Annotated in this window: 19 protein-coding genes; 9 read left to right on the forward strand and 10 right to left on the reverse strand. The window is 41.6% G+C overall.

The window, feature by feature from the left end; genetic code table 11:
* A partial coding sequence (locus A1232T_RS08905; protein WP_143513976.1) for an RNA-guided endonuclease InsQ/TnpB family protein occupies positions 1–507 on the reverse strand: 507 nt, incomplete at its 3' end.
* On the reverse strand, positions 504–1,118 hold the full coding sequence (locus tag A1232T_RS08910) for an IS607 family transposase (RefSeq protein WP_077449091.1): 615 nt from the start codon (positions 1,116–1,118) through the stop codon (positions 504–506). The genes A1232T_RS08910 and A1232T_RS08905, both read right to left, overlap by 4 nt.
* Positions 1,119–1,256: 138 nt before the next feature.
* On the opposite strand from A1232T_RS08910, the gene A1232T_RS08915 reads away from it, so the two are divergent.
* Both A1232T_RS08915 and A1232T_RS08920 read left to right on the forward strand, forming a co-directional pair.
* Positions 1,257–1,850 carry a hypothetical protein gene (locus A1232T_RS08915; RefSeq protein WP_077449115.1) on the forward strand — a complete coding sequence of 198 codons (594 nt, stop codon included), beginning with the start codon at positions 1,257–1,259 and terminating at the stop codon, positions 1,848–1,850.
* Positions 1,851–1,969: 119 nt separating this feature from the next.
* Positions 1,970–2,275: a hypothetical protein gene (locus A1232T_RS08920; protein ID WP_077449092.1), complete on the forward strand. Its 306-nt coding sequence runs from the start codon at positions 1,970–1,972 to the stop codon at positions 2,273–2,275.
* 101 nt (positions 2,276–2,376) lie between these two features.
* Here A1232T_RS08920 and A1232T_RS08925 read toward each other — a convergent pair whose 3' ends face one another.
* The 4 genes from A1232T_RS08925 to A1232T_RS08940 all read right to left on the reverse strand — a co-directional run bounded on the left by A1232T_RS08925 (position 2,377) and on the right by A1232T_RS08940 (position 10,433).
* Positions 2,377–4,104: an efflux transporter outer membrane subunit gene (locus tag A1232T_RS08925; RefSeq protein ID WP_244152434.1), complete on the reverse strand. Its 1,728-nt coding sequence runs from the start codon at positions 4,102–4,104 to the stop codon at positions 2,377–2,379.
* Between the two features lie 56 nt (positions 4,105–4,160).
* Positions 4,161–7,385: an efflux RND transporter permease subunit gene (locus A1232T_RS08930; protein WP_077449094.1), complete on the reverse strand. Its 3,225-nt coding sequence runs from the start codon at positions 7,383–7,385 to the stop codon at positions 4,161–4,163.
* Between the two features lie 29 nt (positions 7,386–7,414).
* A complete protein-coding gene (locus tag A1232T_RS08935) occupies positions 7,415–8,818 on the reverse strand; it encodes an efflux RND transporter periplasmic adaptor subunit (protein ID WP_077449095.1) in 1,404 nt (467 codons plus the stop codon).
* 568 nt (positions 8,819–9,386) lie between these two features.
* Positions 9,387–10,433 (reverse strand): polyprenyl synthetase family protein, encoded by a 1,047-nt coding sequence (locus A1232T_RS08940; RefSeq protein ID WP_077449096.1) that lies wholly within the window; start codon positions 10,431–10,433, stop codon positions 9,387–9,389.
* Between the two features lie 581 nt (positions 10,434–11,014).
* Here A1232T_RS08940 and rplU point away from each other — a divergent pair.
* From rplU to A1232T_RS08960, 4 genes are all read left to right on the forward strand, one after another.
* Positions 11,015–11,326: a 50S ribosomal protein L21 gene (gene rplU / locus A1232T_RS08945; protein ID WP_007393805.1), complete on the forward strand. Its 312-nt coding sequence runs from the start codon at positions 11,015–11,017 to the stop codon at positions 11,324–11,326.
* 140 nt (positions 11,327–11,466) lie between these two features.
* Positions 11,467–11,724: a 50S ribosomal protein L27 gene (rpmA, locus tag A1232T_RS08950; RefSeq protein WP_007393804.1), complete on the forward strand. Its 258-nt coding sequence runs from the start codon at positions 11,467–11,469 to the stop codon at positions 11,722–11,724.
* Positions 11,725–12,138: 414 nt separating this feature from the next.
* Positions 12,139–12,855 carry an outer membrane lipoprotein periplasmic chaperone LolA gene (lolA, locus tag A1232T_RS08955; protein ID WP_077449097.1) on the forward strand — a complete coding sequence of 239 codons (717 nt, stop codon included), beginning with the start codon at positions 12,139–12,141 and terminating at the stop codon, positions 12,853–12,855.
* A 352-nt stretch (positions 12,856–13,207) separates the two neighbouring features.
* A complete protein-coding gene (locus A1232T_RS08960) occupies positions 13,208–13,789 on the forward strand; it encodes a TetR/AcrR family transcriptional regulator (RefSeq protein WP_077449098.1) in 582 nt (193 codons plus the stop codon).
* A 49-nt stretch (positions 13,790–13,838) separates the two neighbouring features.
* On the opposite strand, the gene A1232T_RS08965 is transcribed toward A1232T_RS08960, so the two are convergent.
* The 4 genes from A1232T_RS08965 to A1232T_RS08980 all read right to left on the reverse strand — a co-directional run bounded on the left by A1232T_RS08965 (position 13,839) and on the right by A1232T_RS08980 (position 17,893).
* The gene (locus tag A1232T_RS08965) at positions 13,839–15,005 is read right to left on the reverse strand and encodes a multidrug resistance efflux transporter family protein (protein ID WP_077449099.1); all 1,167 of its coding nucleotides are present in this window, start codon (positions 15,003–15,005) and stop codon (positions 13,839–13,841) included.
* Between the two features lie 42 nt (positions 15,006–15,047).
* Positions 15,048–15,785, reverse strand: coding sequence for a 7-carboxy-7-deazaguanine synthase QueE (gene queE / locus A1232T_RS08970; protein WP_077449100.1), 738 nt, complete (start codon positions 15,783–15,785; stop codon positions 15,048–15,050).
* A gap of 230 nt (positions 15,786–16,015) precedes the next feature.
* Entirely contained in the window at positions 16,016–16,837 is an 822-nt protein-coding gene (gene dapD, locus A1232T_RS08975; protein ID WP_077449101.1) for a 2,3,4,5-tetrahydropyridine-2,6-dicarboxylate N-succinyltransferase, read from the reverse strand.
* 135 nt (positions 16,838–16,972) lie between these two features.
* Positions 16,973–17,893 (reverse strand): alpha/beta fold hydrolase, encoded by a 921-nt coding sequence (locus A1232T_RS08980; RefSeq protein ID WP_077449102.1) that lies wholly within the window; start codon positions 17,891–17,893, stop codon positions 16,973–16,975.
* A gap of 363 nt (positions 17,894–18,256) precedes the next feature.
* Here A1232T_RS08980 and A1232T_RS08985 point away from each other — a divergent pair, with 363 nt between their 5' ends.
* The 3 genes from A1232T_RS08985 to A1232T_RS08995 are packed head-to-tail and all read left to right on the forward strand — an operon-like array spanning position 18,257 to position 21,783.
* Positions 18,257–19,294, forward strand: coding sequence for a TAXI family TRAP transporter solute-binding subunit (locus A1232T_RS08985; RefSeq protein ID WP_077449103.1), 1,038 nt, complete (start codon positions 18,257–18,259; stop codon positions 19,292–19,294).
* Positions 19,272–19,796, forward strand: a complete 525-nt coding sequence (locus tag A1232T_RS08990) for a DUF1850 domain-containing protein (RefSeq protein ID WP_077449104.1) — start codon at positions 19,272–19,274, stop codon at positions 19,794–19,796. Before A1232T_RS08985 ends, A1232T_RS08990 begins: the two co-directional genes overlap by 23 nt.
* Entirely contained in the window at positions 19,777–21,783 is a 2,007-nt protein-coding gene (locus A1232T_RS08995) for a TRAP transporter permease (RefSeq protein ID WP_077449105.1), read from the forward strand. Before A1232T_RS08990 ends, A1232T_RS08995 begins: the two co-directional genes overlap by 20 nt.
* Positions 21,784–21,841 lie beyond the last annotated feature (58 nt).

The raw sequence follows: 21,841 nt of genomic DNA on the forward strand, positions 1-21,841 counted from the left end.
TCGACTAAAGATTTTAGCTGAGAGTATTTTGCCGTCAAAGCGCAAGGCTTCACGCATACGAACCCAACCTAGATTTGGTATGCGAATCTGTCTGCCTTTAACAGCAAACTGGTCATTGGACAGGCTAAACCTATCGTTAACGCCTTTCTTGCGAAACTGTGGATACTTAGCCTCGCCTTTAAAAAATCGTTTGTAGGCATCACCTAGTTGCATAATAGCAAGCTGTGGGGCGCACTTCGTTACCTCAAGCATAAACGGGTACTTATCACGCTTAATGGCGTTTAATTGTTTGCGTAGCTTGCCTTGAGTGGGCTTTAGTAATTTGCTTTCATCAACATCAATACCAATAATGAGGCAAGCATCACGATAGGCTTTATCTTGAGCATACTGTCGTTGCCACTGAGCTAACGCCCAGTTATAGGCAAGACGAGCTATACCGCAAGCCTTAGCAAAGTAAGTGGCTTGCTTGTTGTTTGGAGTAAGCTCAATGACATGGCCTCGTATCATTCTAAACTTGCCTTAACTGCTTCAATGAGTTTTTTATTCTTCTTACTAGGTGAACCATAAAGTCTTGCTGAAAACACTGTGATGATCTCAAGTACGTCTTGCGCCAATTCTTCTTCAAACGATAAGTTTTCACCTTGATTAATGATAACAACTTCAACTTGACGAGCTTCACACAAAGCAAAAACAAGTTCTGCCCCAAAACGCAGTAATCTATCTTTATGAGTTAGCACCAGCCTGTCTATTTTGTTGTCTAAAATATCATCAAGCAGGCGTTTTAAGCCTTTTTTATGATAGTTCATACCACTACCTAGATCGCTAATCACCTCGAATGACCAGCCTTGAGCAGAGCAATACAGCTCAAGAATTTCAATCTGACGCTGTAAGTCGGGCTTCTGTTCATGACTTGAAACACGAGCGTAAGCTATGGTTTTACGTTGTTGCTCCACCTTATTACGAGTCAGGTTGGGGTTTATTTTAGATAAGTCATACCTACGATGGTCTTTGGGTGTTCTTTGGGCGACAAGTACACCTGTCTCATCCCATCTTCGTAGAGTTGAGACAGAAACGCCTAACTGATTAGCTGCTTGTTTTATGCTTAATAATCTACTCATAATGAGTGATTATAGATAGTTTTAGGTATCTTTGTGGTTACTGTTTGTAACCCCTTTAATATATTTGCCAATAGTCACCACAGCGACAGCAAGTTTGCTAAAATACAGCTAATTATATTTAGCTACCGGAACTTTGCTTTGAAATCACTAAATCTATCAAAAATCTATTCAGCACTCCTTTTATCAGGTGCGGCATTGTTTGTAACCGCTTGTGATAAGTCGGATACTTCAGATCCCGTTGTAACTAACGAATCCACCAGCGAAGCTTTAAATTCTGAACAAAGCATTAAGCAACACGCTGATATATTTTCAGGCTGCTACACCGTGAGTCAAGATGAGCCTGCACAAATTAAGGTAAGCCAACAAGCACAAGGCTTAGTGATGCAGATGAAAGAGCCTGAATCTGCTAATAGAGTTTGGGATGACCCAGAAGCTTTAGAACCCATCGCTCTTGACCAAGTCTCAAAGTACTTCTCTATTGATAAAAATAATGTAGAAGGAATGATTGGTCGACCAGATAGAGTTTTTGTGGTGGCGCAGGTTAAGCAGGCTTATGTCAATATTGATCCTACTTTAGACAGCCCTTATCTAGGCTCTATTCTGCAAGGCTCTAATACCATCTATAAAGTTGAGTGCGATGACACACCGGCAGAAGACCTGGTAGAAAACCCACAGCAGAATAAAGACGTGGGTAATATCGTAATCAAGCCTGCAGGCAAGGTAGAGAGTTAAACGGTTTTATTTAAAAGTATAAAGTTTAAAAGCTCAAAGCACACTAAGGCATAATGAGTTTTAAAGCCTCTACAGCATTAAAGTTTAGTATCTAAGTCACTAGGTAATTAGGAATAAAAATGGGTTTTTTAAATTATTTATTAATGGGGGCGTTGGCTTACGCAGCAGGCTGGGCAGTTCGTTTGTACGTATTAGAAAAAGGCTCTAAGCCAGAGCAGCCTTATAGCCTTTCACATCCTAAAATTAAAATTTATTTGGCAATGTTCTTTGGAGGTATGCTGTTAATATCTGCATTATTAGGCAAATTTGTGTTAGGGCATGAAGGTTTGGATGTGGCGTTTGTTATTGTTAATAGCTTAGTGGCAACCTTTGTTTTTTCTTTTGGCTTAAGTCCGGATCACATCAGACACGACTTGCCTGACTAAAGGTGTGCTAATTAGATTGGCCATTACAATAACTAAAGCACCATAAAATAAACCCCATAAGCTAACTTATGGGGTTTATTTTTTTACTAAGAAGATAAAGCTTAAGGCTCAACCACCTCAACCCCTTCTTTAGTATCTACCACTTTTGAGCCAGCAGGGTGAGTTGTGGTTTCAACAACGGAAATATAAGCATCCGTATTGTTGTCATCGTTAATATCTACCGAGGTTAACTCTTTTTGCTTAACCACTTTAACCGGCTGATTGGCCTCAATGTTATGAGCTTGCTCAGGCGTTACAATAGCAGGACCGCGACTGGCTTCAACTGCTTGTACAGCTTTTTGCTTATCGGTTTGACCCTCAAAGACATTCACTAAGTTGCGGTACTTGGAAGTAGGAACAGCAACAGGACCTAAGTTAGCGCCGCCGCCCAACACACGATACAGATCAATCTGGTTATTTAGACGCTCTTGCTCTAAATTCAAGATAGACTGCTGAGTTGAGAATAAAGAACGCTGCGCATCTAGAACCGCAAGATAGTCATCAACTTGGGCCTTAAAGCGCGCTTCAGAGATATCAAATAGGCCTTGATAGTTCTCTTGTAAGCGGTATTCAGCCTGGGTTCTTTGATCCAGCGTTGCGCGGTCAGCCAGTACGTCATTCACTTCTTTAAAGGCCGCTTCAACAGCACCTTCGTATTGAGCAACGGCTTGATCACGCTCAATCTGCGCCACTTCATAGTTGGCGTCACGTTGACCGGCATCAAATAAAGGTAGCTTAACTGATGGGCCAAATGACCAACTGGTAGCGCTACTTTTAAACAAGTCAGATAAGTCACTACTTGAATAGCCTAGGTTGCCTGTCAAGCTGATTGAAGGGTAGTACGCAGCACGAGCCACTTCAATATTAGCACCCGCTGCTTTTAAGTTATATTCAGCTTGAAGTACGTCAGGACGGTAGCGTAGCAGATCACTAGGCAGGCCAGCACTTAATACTTGGCTAGAAGCAATAGCTGGTACTGCAGGATCTGGGAGCATATCATCAGTGATAGGGGCGCCAACTAGGTATTTCAGCGCATTTCTGGCTTTTAATACTCCGCTTTGAGCATTTAATGCCGCAATACGAGCAGTTTCAGCTGAAGCGGCTGCTTGTAGAGAAGGCGCTTTAGAGTCGATACCTGCGTCTAAACGGGCTTTAGTGATGCGCAATGACTCTTCACGAGTTTGTAGCGTACTCACCGCAAGCTCCAGCTGTTTTTGCTGATAGCTTAGGTTGACATAGCTTTTGGCGATATTGGCAATTAAGCTAACTTGAGCGGTATCTTTAGCGGCTGTGGTGCTTAAGTAGTTTTGTAATGCCTGATCTTTTAGGCTGGCAACTTTACCCCAGAAATCAAGCTCATAAGCCGCCATTCCAAGACCGACACTATAGTTATCACTAGGGTTACGGTCTCTGGCATTATTTGCACCGCGAGAGTACTCACCGTTAAGCCCTACATTAGGCGCATCATTACTGTCGGTAATACGGTATTGAGCTTGAGCTTTCTGGATAGCCAGCACAGCTTGCTTAACGTCTTTGTTGTTATCTAGACCCATTTGGATAAGCGCTTTTAGCTTAGGGTCGGTGTAAAAGCTCTGCCAACGTACTGCGGCAAGACTTGAAGGCACTTGGTTATTACCATAAAGCTCGTAATTTTCCCCTGGTAGAAGAGGAATATTGGGACGAGCAACTACCGGGCTTGTATCAGCAGTTGGTATGCTTTGACAGGCGCTAATAGCGACTGTCAAAGCAGATAAACCAAATAAACGTGCCCATTTATTAGATGTATTCATAGCAAATGCACTCACGGCTCGACTTTTAGAAGTTATATTTGATTTTACAGATGTCGTCATTGAGTGTTATCTCCAAAATTGGCTGGGGTAGAGGCTGTGCTCGTATCAGTAGTCGCTAATGCTGGATTAGGCTGAGTTTGAACACCATTGCCAGAACCGTTATTTGTGCCATCTCCTTTATATTTAAATATGGTACGTACCCATACATAGAACATAGGAATAAAGAAGATACCTAAGAAGGTTGCGGTAAGTACACCACCTACGACACTGGTACCAATGGCATTCTGACTTCCTGCACCTGGACCGGTTGCTAAGTAAAGTGGTAATACACCTAGACCAAATGCCAATGAAGTCATGATAATAGGACGGAGGCGCTGACGGGCAGCAACCATAACCGAATCCTTCAAGGACATGCCAGCCTCTTGGTGTTCTTTAGCAAACTCAATAATCAAAATAGCGTTCTTAGCGGATAGACCTACGATGGTTAATAGACCCACTTGCAAGTAAATATCGTTTGCAAAGTCTCGGAACCAGGTAAACATAACCGCCCCTAATACCCCTAATGGTATCACTAAAATAACCGCAAAGGGCACCGACCAGCTTTCATACAAGGCTGCTAGACATAAGAAAACAACTAAAATAGATAGAGCATACAGCATCGGCGCTTGTGCACCTGACTTTTTCTCTTCAAGTGACATGCCGGTCCATTCATAGCCCACACCTTCAGGCAATTGACCTACCATGGCTTCCATGGCTTCCATCGCTTCACCGGTACTTAAACCGGGTGCGGCATTACCTTGAATGTTCATTGAAGGGAAGCTGTTATAACGGGTTAGACGCGGAGAACCATGTTGCCATTCACTGTCTGAGAAGGCATCAAATGAAATCATGTCACCTTTGTCGTTACGCACATACCACTTGTTAATGTCTTCAGGGTTAGTACGACTGTCGGCTTCACCTTGAACGAATACTCGCTTCACACGACCTCTATCTACGAAGTCATTGACATAAGATGAACCCCAAGCAGTTGATAGCACACTGTTGATTGAAGACAAGGGTAGACCATAAGCCGCGGCTTGTTCTTGATCAATATTAACTTTTAGCTGTGGCGCATCTTCCTGACCGTTAGGACGGACACCCGCAACTTGATCGCTCTGGCTCGCCATACCTAACAGCTGGTTTCGGGCTTCTACCAGACCGTCATGACCAATATTGCCCACGTCTTGTAGCATTAAATCAAAGCCACTGGCGTTACCTAATTCAGTAATAGCCGGTGGAACTACTGCGAATACTTGAGCTTCATTAATCTGGGTAAAGAAGTAGCCCATGGCGCGGCCTGCTACCGCCTGAGCGGAGTTTTCTTCACCAACACGGCCTTCCCAGTCTGATAAACGGACGAAGGCTAAGCCCATGTTTTGACCTTGACCGGCGAAACTAAAGCCAGCTACGGTAAATACAGAGGCCACGTTGTCAGGCTCTTGGCTTTCATAATAACCTGAAACTTTATCAAGTACCGCTTGGGTTTCATCTAAAGAGGAGCCCGAGGGTAATTGTACCAAGGTAATCATAATCCCTTGGTCTTCTTCAGGTAAGAATGACCCTGGGATACGCATGAAGATTACTGCCATTAAACCAATAATAGCTGCGTAACCTAAAGCATATAACCATTTTACATTAACGCTTTTACCAATAATATTCTCATAAGAGCGACTGGTTTTATCAAAAGTGCGGTTAAACCATCCGAAGAAGCCTTTTTTGTCTTCACCATGATTTTTTTGACGTTTCAATAAAGTCACACACAGTGCTGGGGTAAAGATTAAGGCAACTACCGCAGACAGTACCATACTGGTAATTAGGGTAATTGAGAACTGACGGTAAATAACCCCTGTTGAGCCACCGAAGAAGGCCATTGGTACGAATACTGCTGATAAAATCAAAGCAATACCAATAACAACCTTACTAATCTCGCCCATCGATTGGATGGTAGCGTCTTTAATAGAGATGTGCGGATCTTCTTCTAAGATACGCTCAACGTTTTCCACAACAACAATCGCGTCATCCACAAGTAGACCAATGGACAGAACCATAGCGAACATGGTCAGGACGTTAATACTAAAGCCGGCAATGTACAGTACCGCAAACGTACCTAACAGAACCACAGGTACCGCTAGTGTTGGAATAATAGTGGCACGCCAGTTCTGCAAGAATAAGAACATTACCAAGAATACTAAGATAATGGCTTCGATTAGCGTCTTAACAACTTGCTCAATAGATAATTTAACGAAAGGTGTAGTGTCATAAGGAACTACAGAAACTAGCCCTGGTGGGAAGTTGGCTTCAAGCTCAGCCATACGCTGTTCAACCAATTGTCTGGTATCTAAAGCGTTAGAGCCTGGTGCCAGTGAAATACCCATACCTGCTGATTTTTTGCCATTGTATAGGGCGTTAACACTGTAGTTTTCACTACCTACTTCTACATTTGCTACATCACGCAGACGAACTTGAGCGCCTGAGCTGTCTGTTTTTAGCAAGATATTTTCAAACTCTTCAGGAGTCTGTAAATAAGATTGTACGGTAACCGTTGCGTTAATAACTTGTTTTTCGTTATTAGCAGGCGCTTGACCTAATTGACCCGCTGAAATCTGAGCGTTCTGAGAGCGAATGGCGTTAACCACATCGCCTGGAACTAAGTTATAGCTACGTAAGCGAGCAGGGTCTAACCAAACACGCATGGCGTAAGAAGAACCGAATAACTGTACGTCACCCACCCCTTCAACACGGCTAATTTGGTCCACAATATTTGAGGCCACGTAGTCCGCGATATCTACGTTGTCCATAGAGCCGTCTTCAGAGATGAAGGCTTGAACCATTAAGAAGCCACTTGAGGACTTGTTAACGTTTACCCCTTGACGCTGTACAGATTCAGGAAGCGCACTCATGGCCGCTTGTAGTTTGTTCTGTACTTGAACTTGCGCGGTATCTGGATCGGTACCGTTTTCGAAGGTTAGGGTAACTGAACCGCTACCACTAGAAGAACTCGTTGATGACATATACATTAAGCCATCAAGACCCTTCATACGTTGTTCGATCACCTGAACTACCGAATCCTCAACAGTTTGGGCGTTAGCACCTGGATAAGAGGTACTGACACTAACCGTTGGCGGTGCAATACGAGGGTATTGCTCAATCGGCAAGTTAATGACCGCGATAATGCCCAGTAGCATGATTAAAATTGATATTACCCATGCAAAAATAGGGCGGTTAATAAAAAATCTCGACATGATATTTTCCTAGTCTGCCTATTTTTGAGTTATTTTGCAGCGTCCGTCTCAGGTGTTTCTTGCTTTTGCGGCGCTACCGGGCCTTTTGGTGTTTGAGACTTATTGGCTACAGGACCTTGTGCTTGAGCTGCGCCGCCTTGCTGTGCGGCGTTACCTGCAGAAGCAGCTTGATAAGGCTTACTTACCACTTCTTGCTCTGGCTTCACTTTAGAGCCACCTATCACAACGATGTTTTCACCGGCTTGTAAACCGTCGGTAACAATCCAGTTGCCGTTATAAGTACCTTCAACAGTAACATCACGGACCTGAATCTTATCGTTCTGGTCAACGATATATACTTGAGTGTCGCCTTTAGGCGTACGCGTTAATGCACTTTGTGGCAATAAAACAGCGTTGTTAATTAGGCCTTGAACCAGACGTGCTTTGACATACATACCTGGTAGTAGCATATAGTTATCATTTTTGAAGATAGCTCGTAGAGTAACCGCTCCAGTATCTTGATCGACATTGGCTTCTGCTAAAGACATCTGACCTTTAATAGGGTAGGTGCTACCATCTTCTAATACCAACTCGACCGTATTGGTGCCCGCTTGAAGCGCGCCACTGGCCTGTTGCTGTTTTAGTTTTAATAACTCAGAAGAAGATTGACTGATATCTACATAAATAGGGTTAATCTTAGAGATAGTAACCATAGGGTTGGCTTGGTTAGCATTCACTAACGCACCGGCAGTCACATTAGAGCGATCTGAAATACCAGAGATTGGGGCTCTTACGATAGTACGATTCAGGTCTAACTGAGTGCCTGACAATTGAGCTTTGGCAGTATTTACAGCAGCTTGTGAGCTGGCAATGTTAGCTTGTGCTTGCTGCGCGGCCGCTTGAGCACTATTTAAACCAGCTTGAGCGGTCTTTAACTGCGTAACTGCTTGTTCGTATTGCTGTGCTGAGATAGCTTGCTGAGCAACCAGAGGCTTAAGACGTTGAACATCAGCTTGAGCTTGTTCTAAAAGCGCTTTTTGTGATTCGATATTGGCCACAGCGTTGTTATAACTGGCTTTAGCAGTTTGAACGTTCGCTTCTGCTTGTTGCACCGCCGCTAGGCTAGCGCCTTGACTAGATTGATAGTTTTCAGGGCTGATTCTATATAGAGGCTGACCTTTTTGAACCATACGACCTTGCGGATAAAGGATTTCGTCCACAACGCCTGTCACTTGAGGTCTGATATCGGCTACCTCGTACGCGGCAGTACGACCTGAGAACTCATGAACTAAAGGCACGGTTTGGAATTGGACGGGCATGACATTCACAACTGCCGGGGGCATCTGTTGCTGAGCAGCTGCAGCATTTGCTTCGTCGTCTTTTTTATCACAGCCAGCAATAAATAGGCCGGATACAGCTAAACTAATAGCGATGAAAAGGTGCGAGTGTTTCATGTAAAAAAACCTTAGTAGTGGGTCATCACAAGCAAAATTTTGCTAGCTTGTACGCAAGAGGATGGTGTGTGTTTACAAATTACACGTACTTTAGCAATGAAAAGCTAGATGCTTGTTTTAAATTTGTAAATATCGTAGTGACTATACTTTCATCTTCCTAGTTTATAAATAAATAGGCGACTTATAAACCTTTTTTAGCAGGAATAATTACTGTAGCTACATTAAACAAAAGCAAAAAACAGAAAGGTCTGATTAACTTTCAAGGTCGCTAAAAGTAGCTATGGTGGCTTTTTGCGAGCATTAGACCGACTTAATGTAAGTAAAAACTGACGATATTTTTATAAATAAAAGCAACATTATATATTACAAGTGTAATGTATAACAGGCATGAACCTACAATTAATGCTATTTAGTTAAACCTTTTTAGTCTCTATTGCTCCATTAACCCAAAAAAATAAGCTCAGAAGACGGTTGCATCTTCTGAGCTCATATTGCTATTTATTAGGCTCTTATAGGATGTAGATCATAATGAAGCAAAAAACAGATATCTTTTAGACCAAATAACAGCTTAAGCCAAACGAGAGCTGGCAAGTTCAGTTAATTGCCATAGACCTTGACGGTACTGGTTATCAGGAAGTTGGCTTAGCGCTTGTTGTGCCAAGCGGGTTTCTTCTAAAGCACGTTCGCGGCAGTAATCCAGTGATCCTGATTCTTGCACCAATTTAATTAGGCCTTGAGCATCATCAACTTTACCGGTCTGAACCGCAATGCGTAATTTATTGTACTTGGCCTCATCGCTTTGTTTTAATAAGCGTAAAGCAACAATAGTAGGTAGGGTAGGCTTACCTTCGGCCAAGTCATCGCCTAGGTTTTTACCCATAAGTTCACTGTCGCCGCTGTAATCTAGAACGTCGTCAATGATTTGGAACGCATTACCGAAGTGTTGACCAAAGTCACTAAAGGGCTGCATAAATTCTGGCTTATCTTGTAGGATTGCCACACCAGCGGTTGCCATCATAAACAGTCGAGAGGTTTTACCATCGATAATGTTCATATAGTCTTGTTCTGTGGCTTCAGGGTTGTGCTGATGTTGTAGCTGTAATACCTCACCTTCTGCGATATCACAAGTACCATCTGAGAACAGCTGTAATAAAGGTAGGCTTTGAAAACCAACCAATAAGTTAAAAGCACGGGCAATTAAATAGTCGCCTACCAGTACCGCAGTAGGGTTGTCCCAAGTAGCGTTGGCCGTAGGACGACCACGGCGCATACCAGACTCATCAATCACATCATCATGCACTAAAGTGGCGGTATGAAGCATCTCAGTAATCGCAGCCAAATGCATGGCATCTTCAGATTGCTCATCCTTACACAGTCTTGAACACAGTAAAGTGATAAGGGGGCGCATACGTTTGCCGCCAGCATTAATCACATGCTGAGAGACATTCATTACCAATTGAACTTTAGAGTTTAAACTTCCAAAGACCTGCTTATCCATGATAGCGAAGTCATCAGCGATAATTTGTTGAATATCAGCATAGTCCACGATTGGAGTTTCATTTGATAACGGAGCTGAAGTTTCAGCAGCTGATGAGGCGGTATTTGATGTGGTCATATTTACGGTCAACTAAAATGAGAATAATGAAAAGTTATTATAAAGTGATTCAAATCTACAACAGGCCAACTAACCTAACAGTTAATGGTCTTAAATCTAATGTAAACACCTAAAATTTGATAGTCTGACAAATAAGTGTCTATTTAATTAGCTATTATAGTGTATAGCAATACTTACCATATAAAAAATGATTCGATATTAAACCAGCCTATAAATCGCCATTCTATTACAGTTTTCATTGCTTAAGAGTTATATATCGTTTTTGCATTGTTAACACAGTTTGGATAAATAATAGCTATTAATGGCGTAACGCATAATAACATAGGCCTAATTTGCATTCATCTATTGCAATTTTGGCCATAAGTGCGTAAAATTCCGTCTTCATATTCAAAGCTTATGGCAATACCGCATCAGTTAATAATAAAGACTCTCTTTATTTATTGGCCTATCGGAATTGTTTCAAAGCTATTTTCTGTAACTTTCCCTGTCGTGTACGTAGATCAGGCAAAAGCTGAAGTGTTATTTTAAATACTTTCAGGTATTTGGATAACCACGGCACACGGGTTAAACGGAGTCATAAGATGTACGCAGTTATTAAAAGTGGTGGTAAACAGCATCGTGTAAACGTTGATGAACTACTAAAAGTTGAGCTACTAAAAGCTGAAAAAGGCGAAACCATTAAAATCGAAGACGTATTAATGGTTGTTGATGGCGATGATTATAAAATTGGTCAGCCAGTTGTTGAAGGCGCAAGCGTTGAAGCTGAAGTAGTAGAGCACGGTCGCGGTAAAAAAATCCGTATCGTTAAGCACAAGCGTCGTAAGCATTATCACAAAGAGCAAGGTCACCGTCAGTGGTACACGCTTCTTAAAATCAAAGCGATTAATGTTTAATAGCTGGTTATTTCCCTTTACAAGTATATGGATAGCTGGCTTTTACATTAAACAATTTACAGTATTGGTTTGATGTCCTAATATTAGCTATCTATATAGTATAAAGTTTTTATAAATTAGTCTCAGTAAGGAGATTTCTCATGGCACATAAAAAAGCCGCAGGTTCAACTCGTAACGGTCGTGACTCTAACCCAAAAATGCTTGGCGTAAAAGTATTTGGTGGTCAAGATGTTGTGGCTGGTAACATTATCGTACGTCAACGTGGTACTGAATTCCACGCAGGCGAAGGCGTAGGCATGGGTCGTGACCATACTCTATTTGCTTTAACTGATGGTGTTGTTAAGTTCGATACTAAAGGTAAATTCAACCGTCGTTACGTTTCTGTTCAAGAAGCATAATCACTTGAATTTGGGTTGGACAACCAATCCTAACCAAAAAAAGCCCTGATATTTTATCAGGGCTTTTTTTATGTCTGTAGTTGGCAAAATATCAAATGTTAAAAGTTATTACAGAAATAGAGTATGTGACACAATTAAGCGTTTAACGCTATGCAAATCATAACTGTGTAACAAGCCAGAAGTTTTTTTTGCAATTATCTTCTAGTCAGGTAATAAAAGAAATGGCACACTACTCAGCAAGTTATAAGTAGGGCGGTTTATATGAGCTGCTGTTAACTGCTTATATTTTTGATCGACTTAATTTAGTACGATTTGTGCCAATACCCACGACTAATAGGCTATATTTTATGAATAGATATTTTTGCTTTGAAGTTTTGGCAGTAGGGCACTTAACCATTGAAGGACAATGAAATTATGAAAACTCAAGTAAATGATAATAACAAGACAAAAGCTATGATGAAAAAAGTAATGGGCACTGCGCTATCTGGAGCTTTAATTTTGGGTATGCCAGTTATGGCTGTGTCACAAGCCGCGCAAGCTGCGACAGCAGCAGATAACTTAACTGCAGCTAAGCGCTTAAATACTCTATTAAGTAATACCAAAAGCATGACAGCCAACTTCACTCAAACTACCAAAGGGGCAAATGGTGGTAAAAGTGGTCTAAGTGCTCAAAGTGGTACTTTTTCAGGTAATGTGAGTTTGCAGCGTCCTAACAACTTCCGCTGGAACATCACTTCACCCTCTGAGCAGCTTATCGTAACTGATGGTAGCGCGCTTTGGGTATATGACAAAGATTTAGAGCAAGTTACTCGTCAAAATGCCGATCAGCAACTAGGCAACACGCCAGCTTTATTGCTATCTGGTGATCCAAGTAAAATTGCTAAAAACTTTAAAATCACTCAGCCAAATGCTAAGAAAAACTATTATGTGCTGTATCCAAAATCTAGTGGCAGTAACTTCAATAGCTTAGCGGTAAGCTTCAGTGGCGGCAAACCAGTGATGATGGTATTAAACGACTCATTGGGTCAGGTAACTTCGATTAAATTTAGTAACGTGAAGCTAAACTCTAGTATTCCAAGCAGCCAATTCAAGTTTACTCCACCTAAAGGGGTAGATGTTATTAATCAGTAATCTATTGATTAGTTTTACTGACTAGTAAGAGGCTTCATTAAACTCAGCTTTTATGAGTTATAAATAAGCTGACTAATAGAAAATCCTAAAGGGCTCAAGCATAAGCTTGGGTCCTTTTGGGTTCTGATATTGGGTTAAAAATTTAGTTCTTTAAAAGATATGTTAAACTCAATATACGCAAAATAGGATTTAGGCTCTGTATATAGTTAGGCTATATTAATAATTGATGACTAGTCGATAAGAGTTTAAAACCACTAATTACTGATACTTGAGGACGAAATGAACGCCACAAAAGAAAAGTCACCCCCCCAAACGCTCAGAACAAAAACGCTCGCGCGAGACGAAGTGTAAGATACTTAATGCTGCTTTAAAAGAGTTCGCTTCTGCAGGGTTTGAAGGGGTTTCTACACGCGCTATTGCCAGCACAGCAGGGGTGAACCATACACTTATTACCCATCACTTTGGCACCAAAGAAGACCTATGGAAAGCTGCCGCTGAAGCCATATTTGATACGTATACTGAACAATCAGAAAAATATCTTGAGAGCCTTGGCAACTTAGATCAGCCTCAGGTGCTCCGAGAGCTACTGAAGCACTATATTAACTTTAGTGCAGATTTCCCCGACTTTCACCGCTTTATGATTCAAGCCAATCGAGGCGACTCAGAGCTATTAAATTGGTTCACTGATAAATACATCAAGCAGTATTCAGACTCTGAGTTGGATCTGTTGAAGCAGGCTCAGAAGTTGGGATTAATGCCTAAAGGGGATAGCTTACATGTCCGTTATTTATTTATGGGTGCGGTAACTTCTATCTTTACCTTTGCCCCACAGTTTAAGCGTCTATCAGGAAAGGATCCGTTTTCAAAAGATATTGTAGAGCAGCATATAGACTATATCTTCAAAATTTTTGCAGACAAAGATCATAAAGCTTAACAGTCCATGTTTGCTGTTTATGAAGCTACTAGCCCCTTATTTAAAAGGGCTAGCCATTTTTTGCGAACAGAATCAGCCCAGTCATAATGATGGCTATGCCTGCCAATCCTAAAGCAGAGGGCATAGGGTTATTTAAAAACACCATGCCACCCACTAAGGCAAATATCACTTCACTGGCCTGAGTGGCATCGACACCTGCAACTTCACTTGAGGTTTCTGCTCGTTCTCGGGCGAATAAAAAGACACTAGTGGCTATAACGCCTGATAAAAAAGCCACCAATAAAGTATTGGTTACTTGGCTTAAATCAGGCAGTTTGGGCTGAATGAATAGGCCTAAAATTAACCAAAAAGGCAGGCTGCCCATGGTCATCAGCCATACTTTATTAAATGAATTACTCAGCAAGTTAGTAGGGATGGTTGGTATTTTAGCCACTAAAACTTCTAACTTAGATTTGGGCAGCTCTTCTACTTTAGGGGTTGGACTGTCAGTATCAATGTAGTCGTCCATTTCAAGCGAGATAATTCTAGGAGAAATGGTGGTTAACGCCTCAAAGGCATCAAAGCCCTCATTATCCCAGTAGATTTGGTCAACAGAGCGCTTGGCAGTTTTGGCCTTTGCAATCTCTTCTACATTTAATTGCCGCGAGTTATAGGAAGCCTGCCACACCAGCTGACTGCCGATAGGATAGCTAAATGAGGCTATGATACAGGGCAGGGCGCCATAAATTAAAACCGTTGATAACGGGATATCCATTATGGCTCCCGTAGGCGCAGATAAGGCTTCACTCAAGTTGACCAGAATAACTCCAACCAACACTAAGACGGCATAGAAGATAAGCTTTCTTTCAAACTTATGACCAAAAGCCATCAACACAAATAAGCTGGCCACTACAGTGAACATGAAAGTGGCGGCGACGACCCAGCCACTGACATGATCGGCGGCATAACACAGTCCAGCATAAAAAATACCGAAACCGATACTGCCGGTGATGGTCCAAAAGCCCCAGTGATTTTTAAAAATCGTCCACAACTGCTGAACCCGGGAGGGGCCGTGTTGTATGCCAATCATTACGGTTAATATGACTAACATAAACAGGTAGCGTAGACTTGAGGACCAAAACCAGTGTCCCCCGGAGTTACTCATTAATTCGTTTAGGATATAGGTAGAGCTAAAAAAAGCACTAGCAATTAAGGTAATCAATATCAGCCTGACCATGAGAGACTCCTTCTAGTTCGGCTGTTGTGGGTTTAGGGTCTTCTATTTACCTTTAGCATCTGCCCATATAATTTTATGAAGCTGCAGCTGTAATCTTACTGGCAGAGCATCTTCTAAAATCCATTCGGCCAATTCACGGGCCAAACTAGGGACATCTACCGCTGCCACATCCCCTTGAGCATCTTCATGGACGTTGAACATGGGGGAGAACCATACTGTGCCTACTTTTTTATCTAGCTGGTACTCTGCGACCTTCTGTTTTGACCACTCATAATCACTACGGTTCATAATGACGAACTTTAGCTGGTCATGCTGGGTCAGGTGCTCTAAATTGGACCACAAGTTTTTATCTGACTCACCGCTACTTGGCGTTTTGATGTCCATAACTTTGCTTACTGCATCAGGTACTTCAGCCACAGATAAAGCCCCGGCTGTTTCTAATGAAACCTCATAACCTTCTTCAAGCAGTCTTTTGATTAAAGCGATGCAGTTAGGTTGAGCCAGAGGCTCACCGCCAGTCACACAGACCCGCTTACAAGGGTATTGGCCAATATCTGCCATAATGGCATCTAATGAGAAGCGCTCACCGCCAGTAAAAGAGTAGGTGGTATCGCAATACACACAGCGTAGCGGACAGCCTGTCAGACGAACAAATACTGTGGGTAGGCCTGAAGTCAGAGCCTCCCCTTGTAAAGAGTAAAAAATCTCCGTCATACGTAACCCAGATTCAGGGTCAGTGACAGGAATAGCTTGGCTACGTAGGGGTGTATTTTGAGTCATAATGTGTGCCTTGATAAATTTGGCGATGAGCAAAAAGCAAACAAAGAATAGGGTGCTCGTGTATAGAGTAATACTTGTTAGAATTTGAGGAGCAATCAATAAAAACGAATAAAGGTGCTTAGAGTTATCTAAGCACCTTATCCATATCTATGTGGCTATCAATAGTGTCTAGCCTGCTAATAACTGGCGAAAAACTTTAGCAAAATCAATGTCTATCATGCTAATAGCAATTAAGCTAAGCGTAGTAGTTCATTAATACTGGTTTTTGAGCGAGTTTTTGCATCGACTTTCTTGACGATAACTGCACAGTATAAGCTATGTGAGCCATCTTTTGAAGGCAAACTGCCAGAAACTACCACAGAACCTGCTGGTACGCGGCCATAGTGAACCTCGCCTGTTTCGCGGTCATAAATTTTAGTAGATTGACCGATGTAAACGCCCATAGAAATCACTGAGCCTTCTTCAACGATAACGCCTTCAACGATTTCAGAGCGTGCACCGATAAAGCAGTTGTCTTCAATAATAGTCGGGTTAGCTTGTAGTGGCTCTAGCACACCGCCAATACCAACACCGCCTGATAAGTGGACGTTTTTACCGATTTGAGCGCATGAGCCAACAGTTGCCCAAGTATCAATCATAGCCCCTTCATCAATATAAGCACCAATGTTGGTGTAGCTTGGCATTAATACCACGCCTTTCGCGATAAATGAGCCACGACGCGCAACGGCAGGAGGAACCACACGCACACCAGACTCAGCGAATTGTTGTTCAGTCCAAGTGGCAAACTTAGTTGGAACTTTGTCATAAAACTGTAGATGTTCACCCGTTTGCATCGGGTAATTATCGTTCAAGCGAAAAGACAAGAGTACTGCTTTTTTAGCCCACTGGTTGACTGTCCACTCACCATTTTTCTTTTCAGCAACACGCAGGCTACCATTATCTAGTTGTTCAAGAACGCTATTAACTGCGTCTTTAACGTCTTGTGGCATGGTGCTGGGGCTATATTCAGCACGGTTCTCAAAAGCTTGTTCAATAATTTTTTCTAATGACATATATTTTCCAAATAGAAGGGTTTAGATCCAAAGCGTCCTGTTATACAGCAGGTAACGCCTTGGATATTGTCGCTAATTTTTTTTACTTTAGCAAACTATAAAACTTAAGAGTGGGTTATCAGGCTTAAGATTATCTTATTTAGAGGCTTGGTTTATCCAGTCATAAAGGTCTTGATAAACTTGTTGGTTATCCTCTTCGTGTAATGGCTCATGGCGCATTAACGGATAAATCTGCTGGCTTAAGTGATTAAATCCTTGTTTTTTCATGCGTTTGGTTAGCTTGCGTATGCCTTTGCCCATATTACCAACAGGGTCGTTTTCCCCACTAATAAATAGCATAGGGAAGTTAGGGTCGATGGTCTCAGCCCAATTTTTGGTAAGACCTGTGTCCATTAGACTAAATAAAGTCCAAAATCCGTTGTTGGTAAAGTCAAAGCCACAAAGAGGGTCGCTTTCATATTCAGCCACTGCTGCTTGATTAAGCGATAACCAAGCAAAATCTGAGTCTGAAGTTTTATCTTTTAATTGAGCATTAAACATCTTACTCATGATAGTGGCAAAAGCAGGATTAGGGCGTTTAGGCTGTAACTGGTTAAGCACTTTAGCTATTGGTAAGGCAGCTTTAATTAACGGGTTGTAATCACTGCTGCCCATAATAATAGCGCCCGCAAACTCGCTGCTGTGCACTTGTAGCACGTTGCGCACTATAAATGAGCCCATTGAATGTCCCATAATAAAATGTGGCACATCGGGATACTGGCGCTTTAGAGTGTCGGCCATAATAATTACGTCTTTTAGCAAGGTTTGCACCGGATATGATTTAGAAAAATAGCCCAGTTCATCAGCATTATTAATACTGCGACCATGTCCTAATTGATCATAGGTTAATACGGCAATATCCTGCTCAGCTAAGTACTGTGCAAACTTTTCATAACGGCCACTGTGCTCAGTCATGCCATGTACAATTAATAAAGTCGCCTTTGCGGTATTCTTTGGGGTATATAAGGTGTTATGTAGTGAATGTACTTGATCGGACGACATAATAGTCTTAGCCATGATGAATCCTTGTGAAGAGTTGTATTAAGTTTAATCAATGGGATGCGATTAGAGTACCACTATCGTGTTTTGTGGTTAAATTCGATTCATAGATAATTTGTATGTAAGAAAATCGTATATTAGTGATAGGTTTTAAGCATAAATTTATCGATATGGTGATAATATATGCTTATATTATGCACAAGGATAGTATAGCTTAAATGCAGATTTTTTTTTAAAATCTACAGTCTTGAGATGTATCGTAATGTTAGAATATATGGTATAAATATTACTAATATATACACAAAGGCTCGATAGTCTTTAAAACACTCTCTCAGGTGAAATGATATTCACCTCTAGCCATAAAATTATAAGGATATAATTATGACAACTCTGTCATCTTTTAGCACGTTCTTGCTTTCCAAAAAATCATTACTTGCCTCAGCTATTTTGTTGACTAGCTTAGGTATGAGTGCCTGTTCTGATCAAAAAAATGAAACCCCAGCAGGTAGCGATACAACTTCAGAAGCTGCCGCTGCAGATAAGCTGCAGACCAAATTTGTGACTATAGCTACAGGTGGCGCATCTGGTCCTTACAATATTATTGGGACCTCACTATCGGAAATTTATGCCAAAACATTCGGAGTGAACTCAAAAACCCAAACTACAGGGGCATCGGTAGAAAATATTAATCTGTTGTCTCAGGGCAAAGTAGATATGGCGTTTGTCATGAGTGATGTCGTCACTGATGCAGTAGAAGGGGTAAATAATTTTACGGCACCGGTTACTAATATTCAGCAAATCGCTGTTTTATATCCTAACGTAATGCAAGTAGCAGCTGCAAAGAATTCAGGAATCAATACTCTTGAAGATCTCAGAGGTAAACGTATAGCCGTGGGCGATCAGGGCTCAGGAACAGAGGTCAATGCTAGAACACTTTTAGAAGAGTTCGGCATAACTTATGATGACATTACCGTTGATTATCTCAGCTTTGCTGAAGCTGCTGATGCGATGAAAGCTGGAAAAATTGATGCTGCATTCTTTAATAGCGGCCTGCCAAACTCTTCAATAATGGAGCTTGAACAAGGCTTTGACCTAAAAATGGTAAGTGTTGACCAAGATAAACTCAAAGAAATTATCACTCGAAAGCCTTACTTTAATACTTTTGAAATTCCAACAGGTACTTACGGTAATGAAGAAGCTGTACCGACTGTAGCCATTATGAACGCACTGTTAGTTAGTTCTGACTTATCAGAAGAAGATGGCTATAAGCTAACAAAAGCTCTGTTTGATAACTTAGATGGTCTAAAGAATGCACACCAAGCTGCAGCTGCCATTAGTCTAGCGGATGCTCAGAAAGGTATGGTAGCACCTATGCACCCAGGGGCCAAAAAGTTCTATGATGAGCAGGCTAGTCAATAAAATTAATAAGGCATACCAATTACTATATGCAGGGGCAGTTGTACTGTCAGTTGTCTCTGCATTTTTTGTTTTTTTGTGGCGAGAAGAAGTTACAGAAGTTAGCACCGAGGGCAGGGTTTGCTATTTTAGTGAACCTAATTTTCAACTGCGGTGGATGCATTCTGTCGAAAAGCAGTGGTGGGAAGAGTGGTATCAGAATAAATCAACCCATCTTCTACTAACTAAAACTTACTTTAAAGCCTTTGGGGCGGGAACACCTTCGACTGAGGAGGTAGAGATACAAAGTAGACCAGGCTTTATAGGGTATAGAATTAACAGGGATTTCACACAGCTTAATTGGGTGGTTTCTAGATTAACCAAAGGCGAGCTGCACTATGGTGGACACAAGTTATTGATCTATCAGTGGGTGCCAGATTATTCAGAAGTCATTATCGCCCCTAAAAGCTACAGTGTGATAGATATATTAGAAAAGGACCATTGTAATGACTACTCACAAGGATGAGCACAGTAGTGATCAGGTAAGTAAAGAGATATTAGAAAAATATGATCGAGAATCCATTACTCGTCATTTAACTGAAGGGCCGGTTAAATACTTTATCGCAGCTATTTGTATCTTATATTCATTATTTCATCTATATATTACCTTTAACCCCATGCCGGCTTTACTACAAAGGGCGGTACACGTAGGGGTAGGATTTGGCTTAATATTTTTGATCTTTCCAGCCACTAAATCTAGTAGCCGGAAAAAAGTGGCCTGGTATGACTGGATATGGTTGCTGCTATCTTTATCTGGTGTCGCTTATCTTTTTTATTCCTATCAAGATATTGTCACATCTCGTGGGGGTATGGCCAATCAAGTCGATATTATATTCTCAATTATAACTGTGATTTGTGTGTTAGAAGGTAGCCGGCGCATTACAGGCTTCATTCTACCGTTGTTAGCAGGTATCTTTTTAGCTTATCCCTTCATCAGCCATCTAGACTTTATGCCAGATAGACTACTGACTCGTCCTTATGATATGGGGGATATTTTTGGTCAGCTGTTTTTAAAAACGGAAGGTTTATACTCAACAGCCATCGGTGCATCAGTTACTTTTATCTTCTTATTTATATTATTTGGAGCTTTTTTAGCACGATCTGGTATGGGGCAGTTGTTTAACGATTTAGCTCTGGCGTTAGCTGGTCATAAACAAGGTGGGCCAGCCAAGGTAGCAGTACTCTCCAGTGGTTTTATGGGTAGTATCAATGGCTCTGCATTATCCAATGTGGTAAGTACAGGAGCATTTACAATTCCACTAATGAAAAGAGTGGGCTATCACAAGAATTTCGCAGGCGCGGTAGAAGCCAGCGCATCAGTAGGGGGGCAGATATTACCGCCTATTATGGGGGCAAGTGCTTTCATTATGGCAGAAACCACTGGGGTGAAATATGGAACCATTGCATTGGCTGCCTTATTGCCAGCAGTTCTTTATTATCTTGGAGTAATTGCTCAGGTACACTTTAGAGCCGGGCGTCGAGATTTGAAGGGGATTGCTAAAGAGAGCTTGCCTCGTGTTAAAGAAGTGATGAAAGTTCGGGGCCATATGCTGTTGCCCATTGTATTTCTTATCACGCTATTGATGAAAAACGTTCCCGTGGGTTATGCCGCAGCCTATACTATTGGGTTTACTGTCTTAATTAGTATGCTACGCCCAGAGACGCGTATGAGTGTTAAGGATATCTTAGGAGCTTTAGAAGATGGTGCTCGTCAATCTCTTGCAGTTATGGCTGCTTGTGCGGTAGTAGGTGTCATTATTGGTGTGGTGAGCTTAACTAGCTTTGGTACAGTCATGACATCATCGATTGTTACCTTAGGAGCTGGCTCGTTATTCTTAACTTTAATATTAACGATGCTAGCCTCTATGGTATTAGGTATGGGGCTGCCTTCTATCCCAGCGTATATCATTACTGCGACTATGGCTGCTCCAGCATTAGCGGGCTTTGATATTCCTATTTTAGCGGCGCACATGTTTGTATTTTACTTTGGTATCTTTGCCAATATTACACCGCCTGTTTGTTTGGCTGCTTTTGCCGGTGCGGGTATTGCTGGTGGCGACCCCATGAAAACTGGGTTTCAATCTCTAAAGTTAGCATTAGCAGGATTTATCGTACCGTTTATGTTTATTTATAATCCAACAATGCTAATGATTGATCCAACAGGGTTAGCGGTTACTGCCAAAGAATTTCCTTTGCCACCTATTATGGATATTGCTATCGTAGTGCTGACTTCAATCACTGGTATTATTGGGTTAAGTGCAGCTGTTGAGGGTTACTTTAGGGGGTTGATGAATGCAGTAACGCGTGTAATTTTAGCGGCTGGTGCCTTGTTACTTATCTACCCTGAAACAATGACTGATATTATTGGTGGTGTTATTGTACTAGGTATTTTTGCTTTAAATATGAAAGCCAATAAGTCTAACAATAAGCCTGTTCAAGTAACCACTTTATAGTTAAGCACTTATTATGCACAAAAAAAGGAAGCCAATCGGCTTCCTTTTTTATTCAACA

The organism is Psychrobacter pasteurii, from assembly GCF_900162815.1.
In the GTDB taxonomy this organism is placed as follows: domain Bacteria; phylum Pseudomonadota; class Gammaproteobacteria; order Pseudomonadales; family Moraxellaceae; genus Psychrobacter; species Psychrobacter pasteurii.

Bases quoted from the DNA above. Each gene is read 5' to 3' on its own strand.
- A1232T_RS08930 (WP_077449094.1), bottom strand. From the start codon at position 7,385: ATGTCGAGATTTTTTATTAACCGCCCTATTTTTGCATGGGTAATATCA.
- queE (WP_077449100.1), bottom strand. From the start codon at position 15,785: ATGACTCAAAATACACCCCTACGTAGCCAAGCTATTCCTGTCACTGAC.
- A1232T_RS08940 (WP_077449096.1), bottom strand. From the start codon at position 10,433: ATGACCACATCAAATACCGCCTCATCAGCTGCTGAAACTTCAGCTCCG.
- A1232T_RS08935 (WP_077449095.1), bottom strand. From the start codon at position 8,818: ATGAAACACTCGCACCTTTTCATCGCTATTAGTTTAGCTGTATCCGGC.
- A1232T_RS08965 (WP_077449099.1), bottom strand. From the start codon at position 15,005: ATGGTCAGGCTGATATTGATTACCTTAATTGCTAGTGCTTTTTTTAGC.
- A1232T_RS08985 (WP_077449103.1), top strand. From the start codon at position 18,257: ATGACAACTCTGTCATCTTTTAGCACGTTCTTGCTTTCCAAAAAATCA.
- lolA (WP_077449097.1), top strand. From the start codon at position 12,139: ATGAAAACTCAAGTAAATGATAATAACAAGACAAAAGCTATGATGAAA.
- A1232T_RS08910 (WP_077449091.1), bottom strand. From the start codon at position 1,118: ATGAGTAGATTATTAAGCATAAAACAAGCAGCTAATCAGTTAGGCGTT.
- rpmA (WP_007393804.1), top strand. From the start codon at position 11,467: ATGGCACATAAAAAAGCCGCAGGTTCAACTCGTAACGGTCGTGACTCT.
- A1232T_RS08920 (WP_077449092.1), top strand. From the start codon at position 1,970: ATGGGTTTTTTAAATTATTTATTAATGGGGGCGTTGGCTTACGCAGCA.
- A1232T_RS08990 (WP_077449104.1), top strand. From the start codon at position 19,272: ATGATGAGCAGGCTAGTCAATAAAATTAATAAGGCATACCAATTACTA.
- A1232T_RS08980 (WP_077449102.1), bottom strand. From the start codon at position 17,893: ATGGCTAAGACTATTATGTCGTCCGATCAAGTACATTCACTACATAAC.
- A1232T_RS08925 (WP_244152434.1), bottom strand. From the start codon at position 4,104: ATGAATACATCTAATAAATGGGCACGTTTATTTGGTTTATCTGCTTTG.
- dapD (WP_077449101.1), bottom strand. From the start codon at position 16,837: ATGTCATTAGAAAAAATTATTGAACAAGCTTTTGAGAACCGTGCTGAA.
- rplU (WP_007393805.1), top strand. From the start codon at position 11,015: ATGTACGCAGTTATTAAAAGTGGTGGTAAACAGCATCGTGTAAACGTT.
- A1232T_RS08995 (WP_077449105.1), top strand. From the start codon at position 19,777: ATGACTACTCACAAGGATGAGCACAGTAGTGATCAGGTAAGTAAAGAG.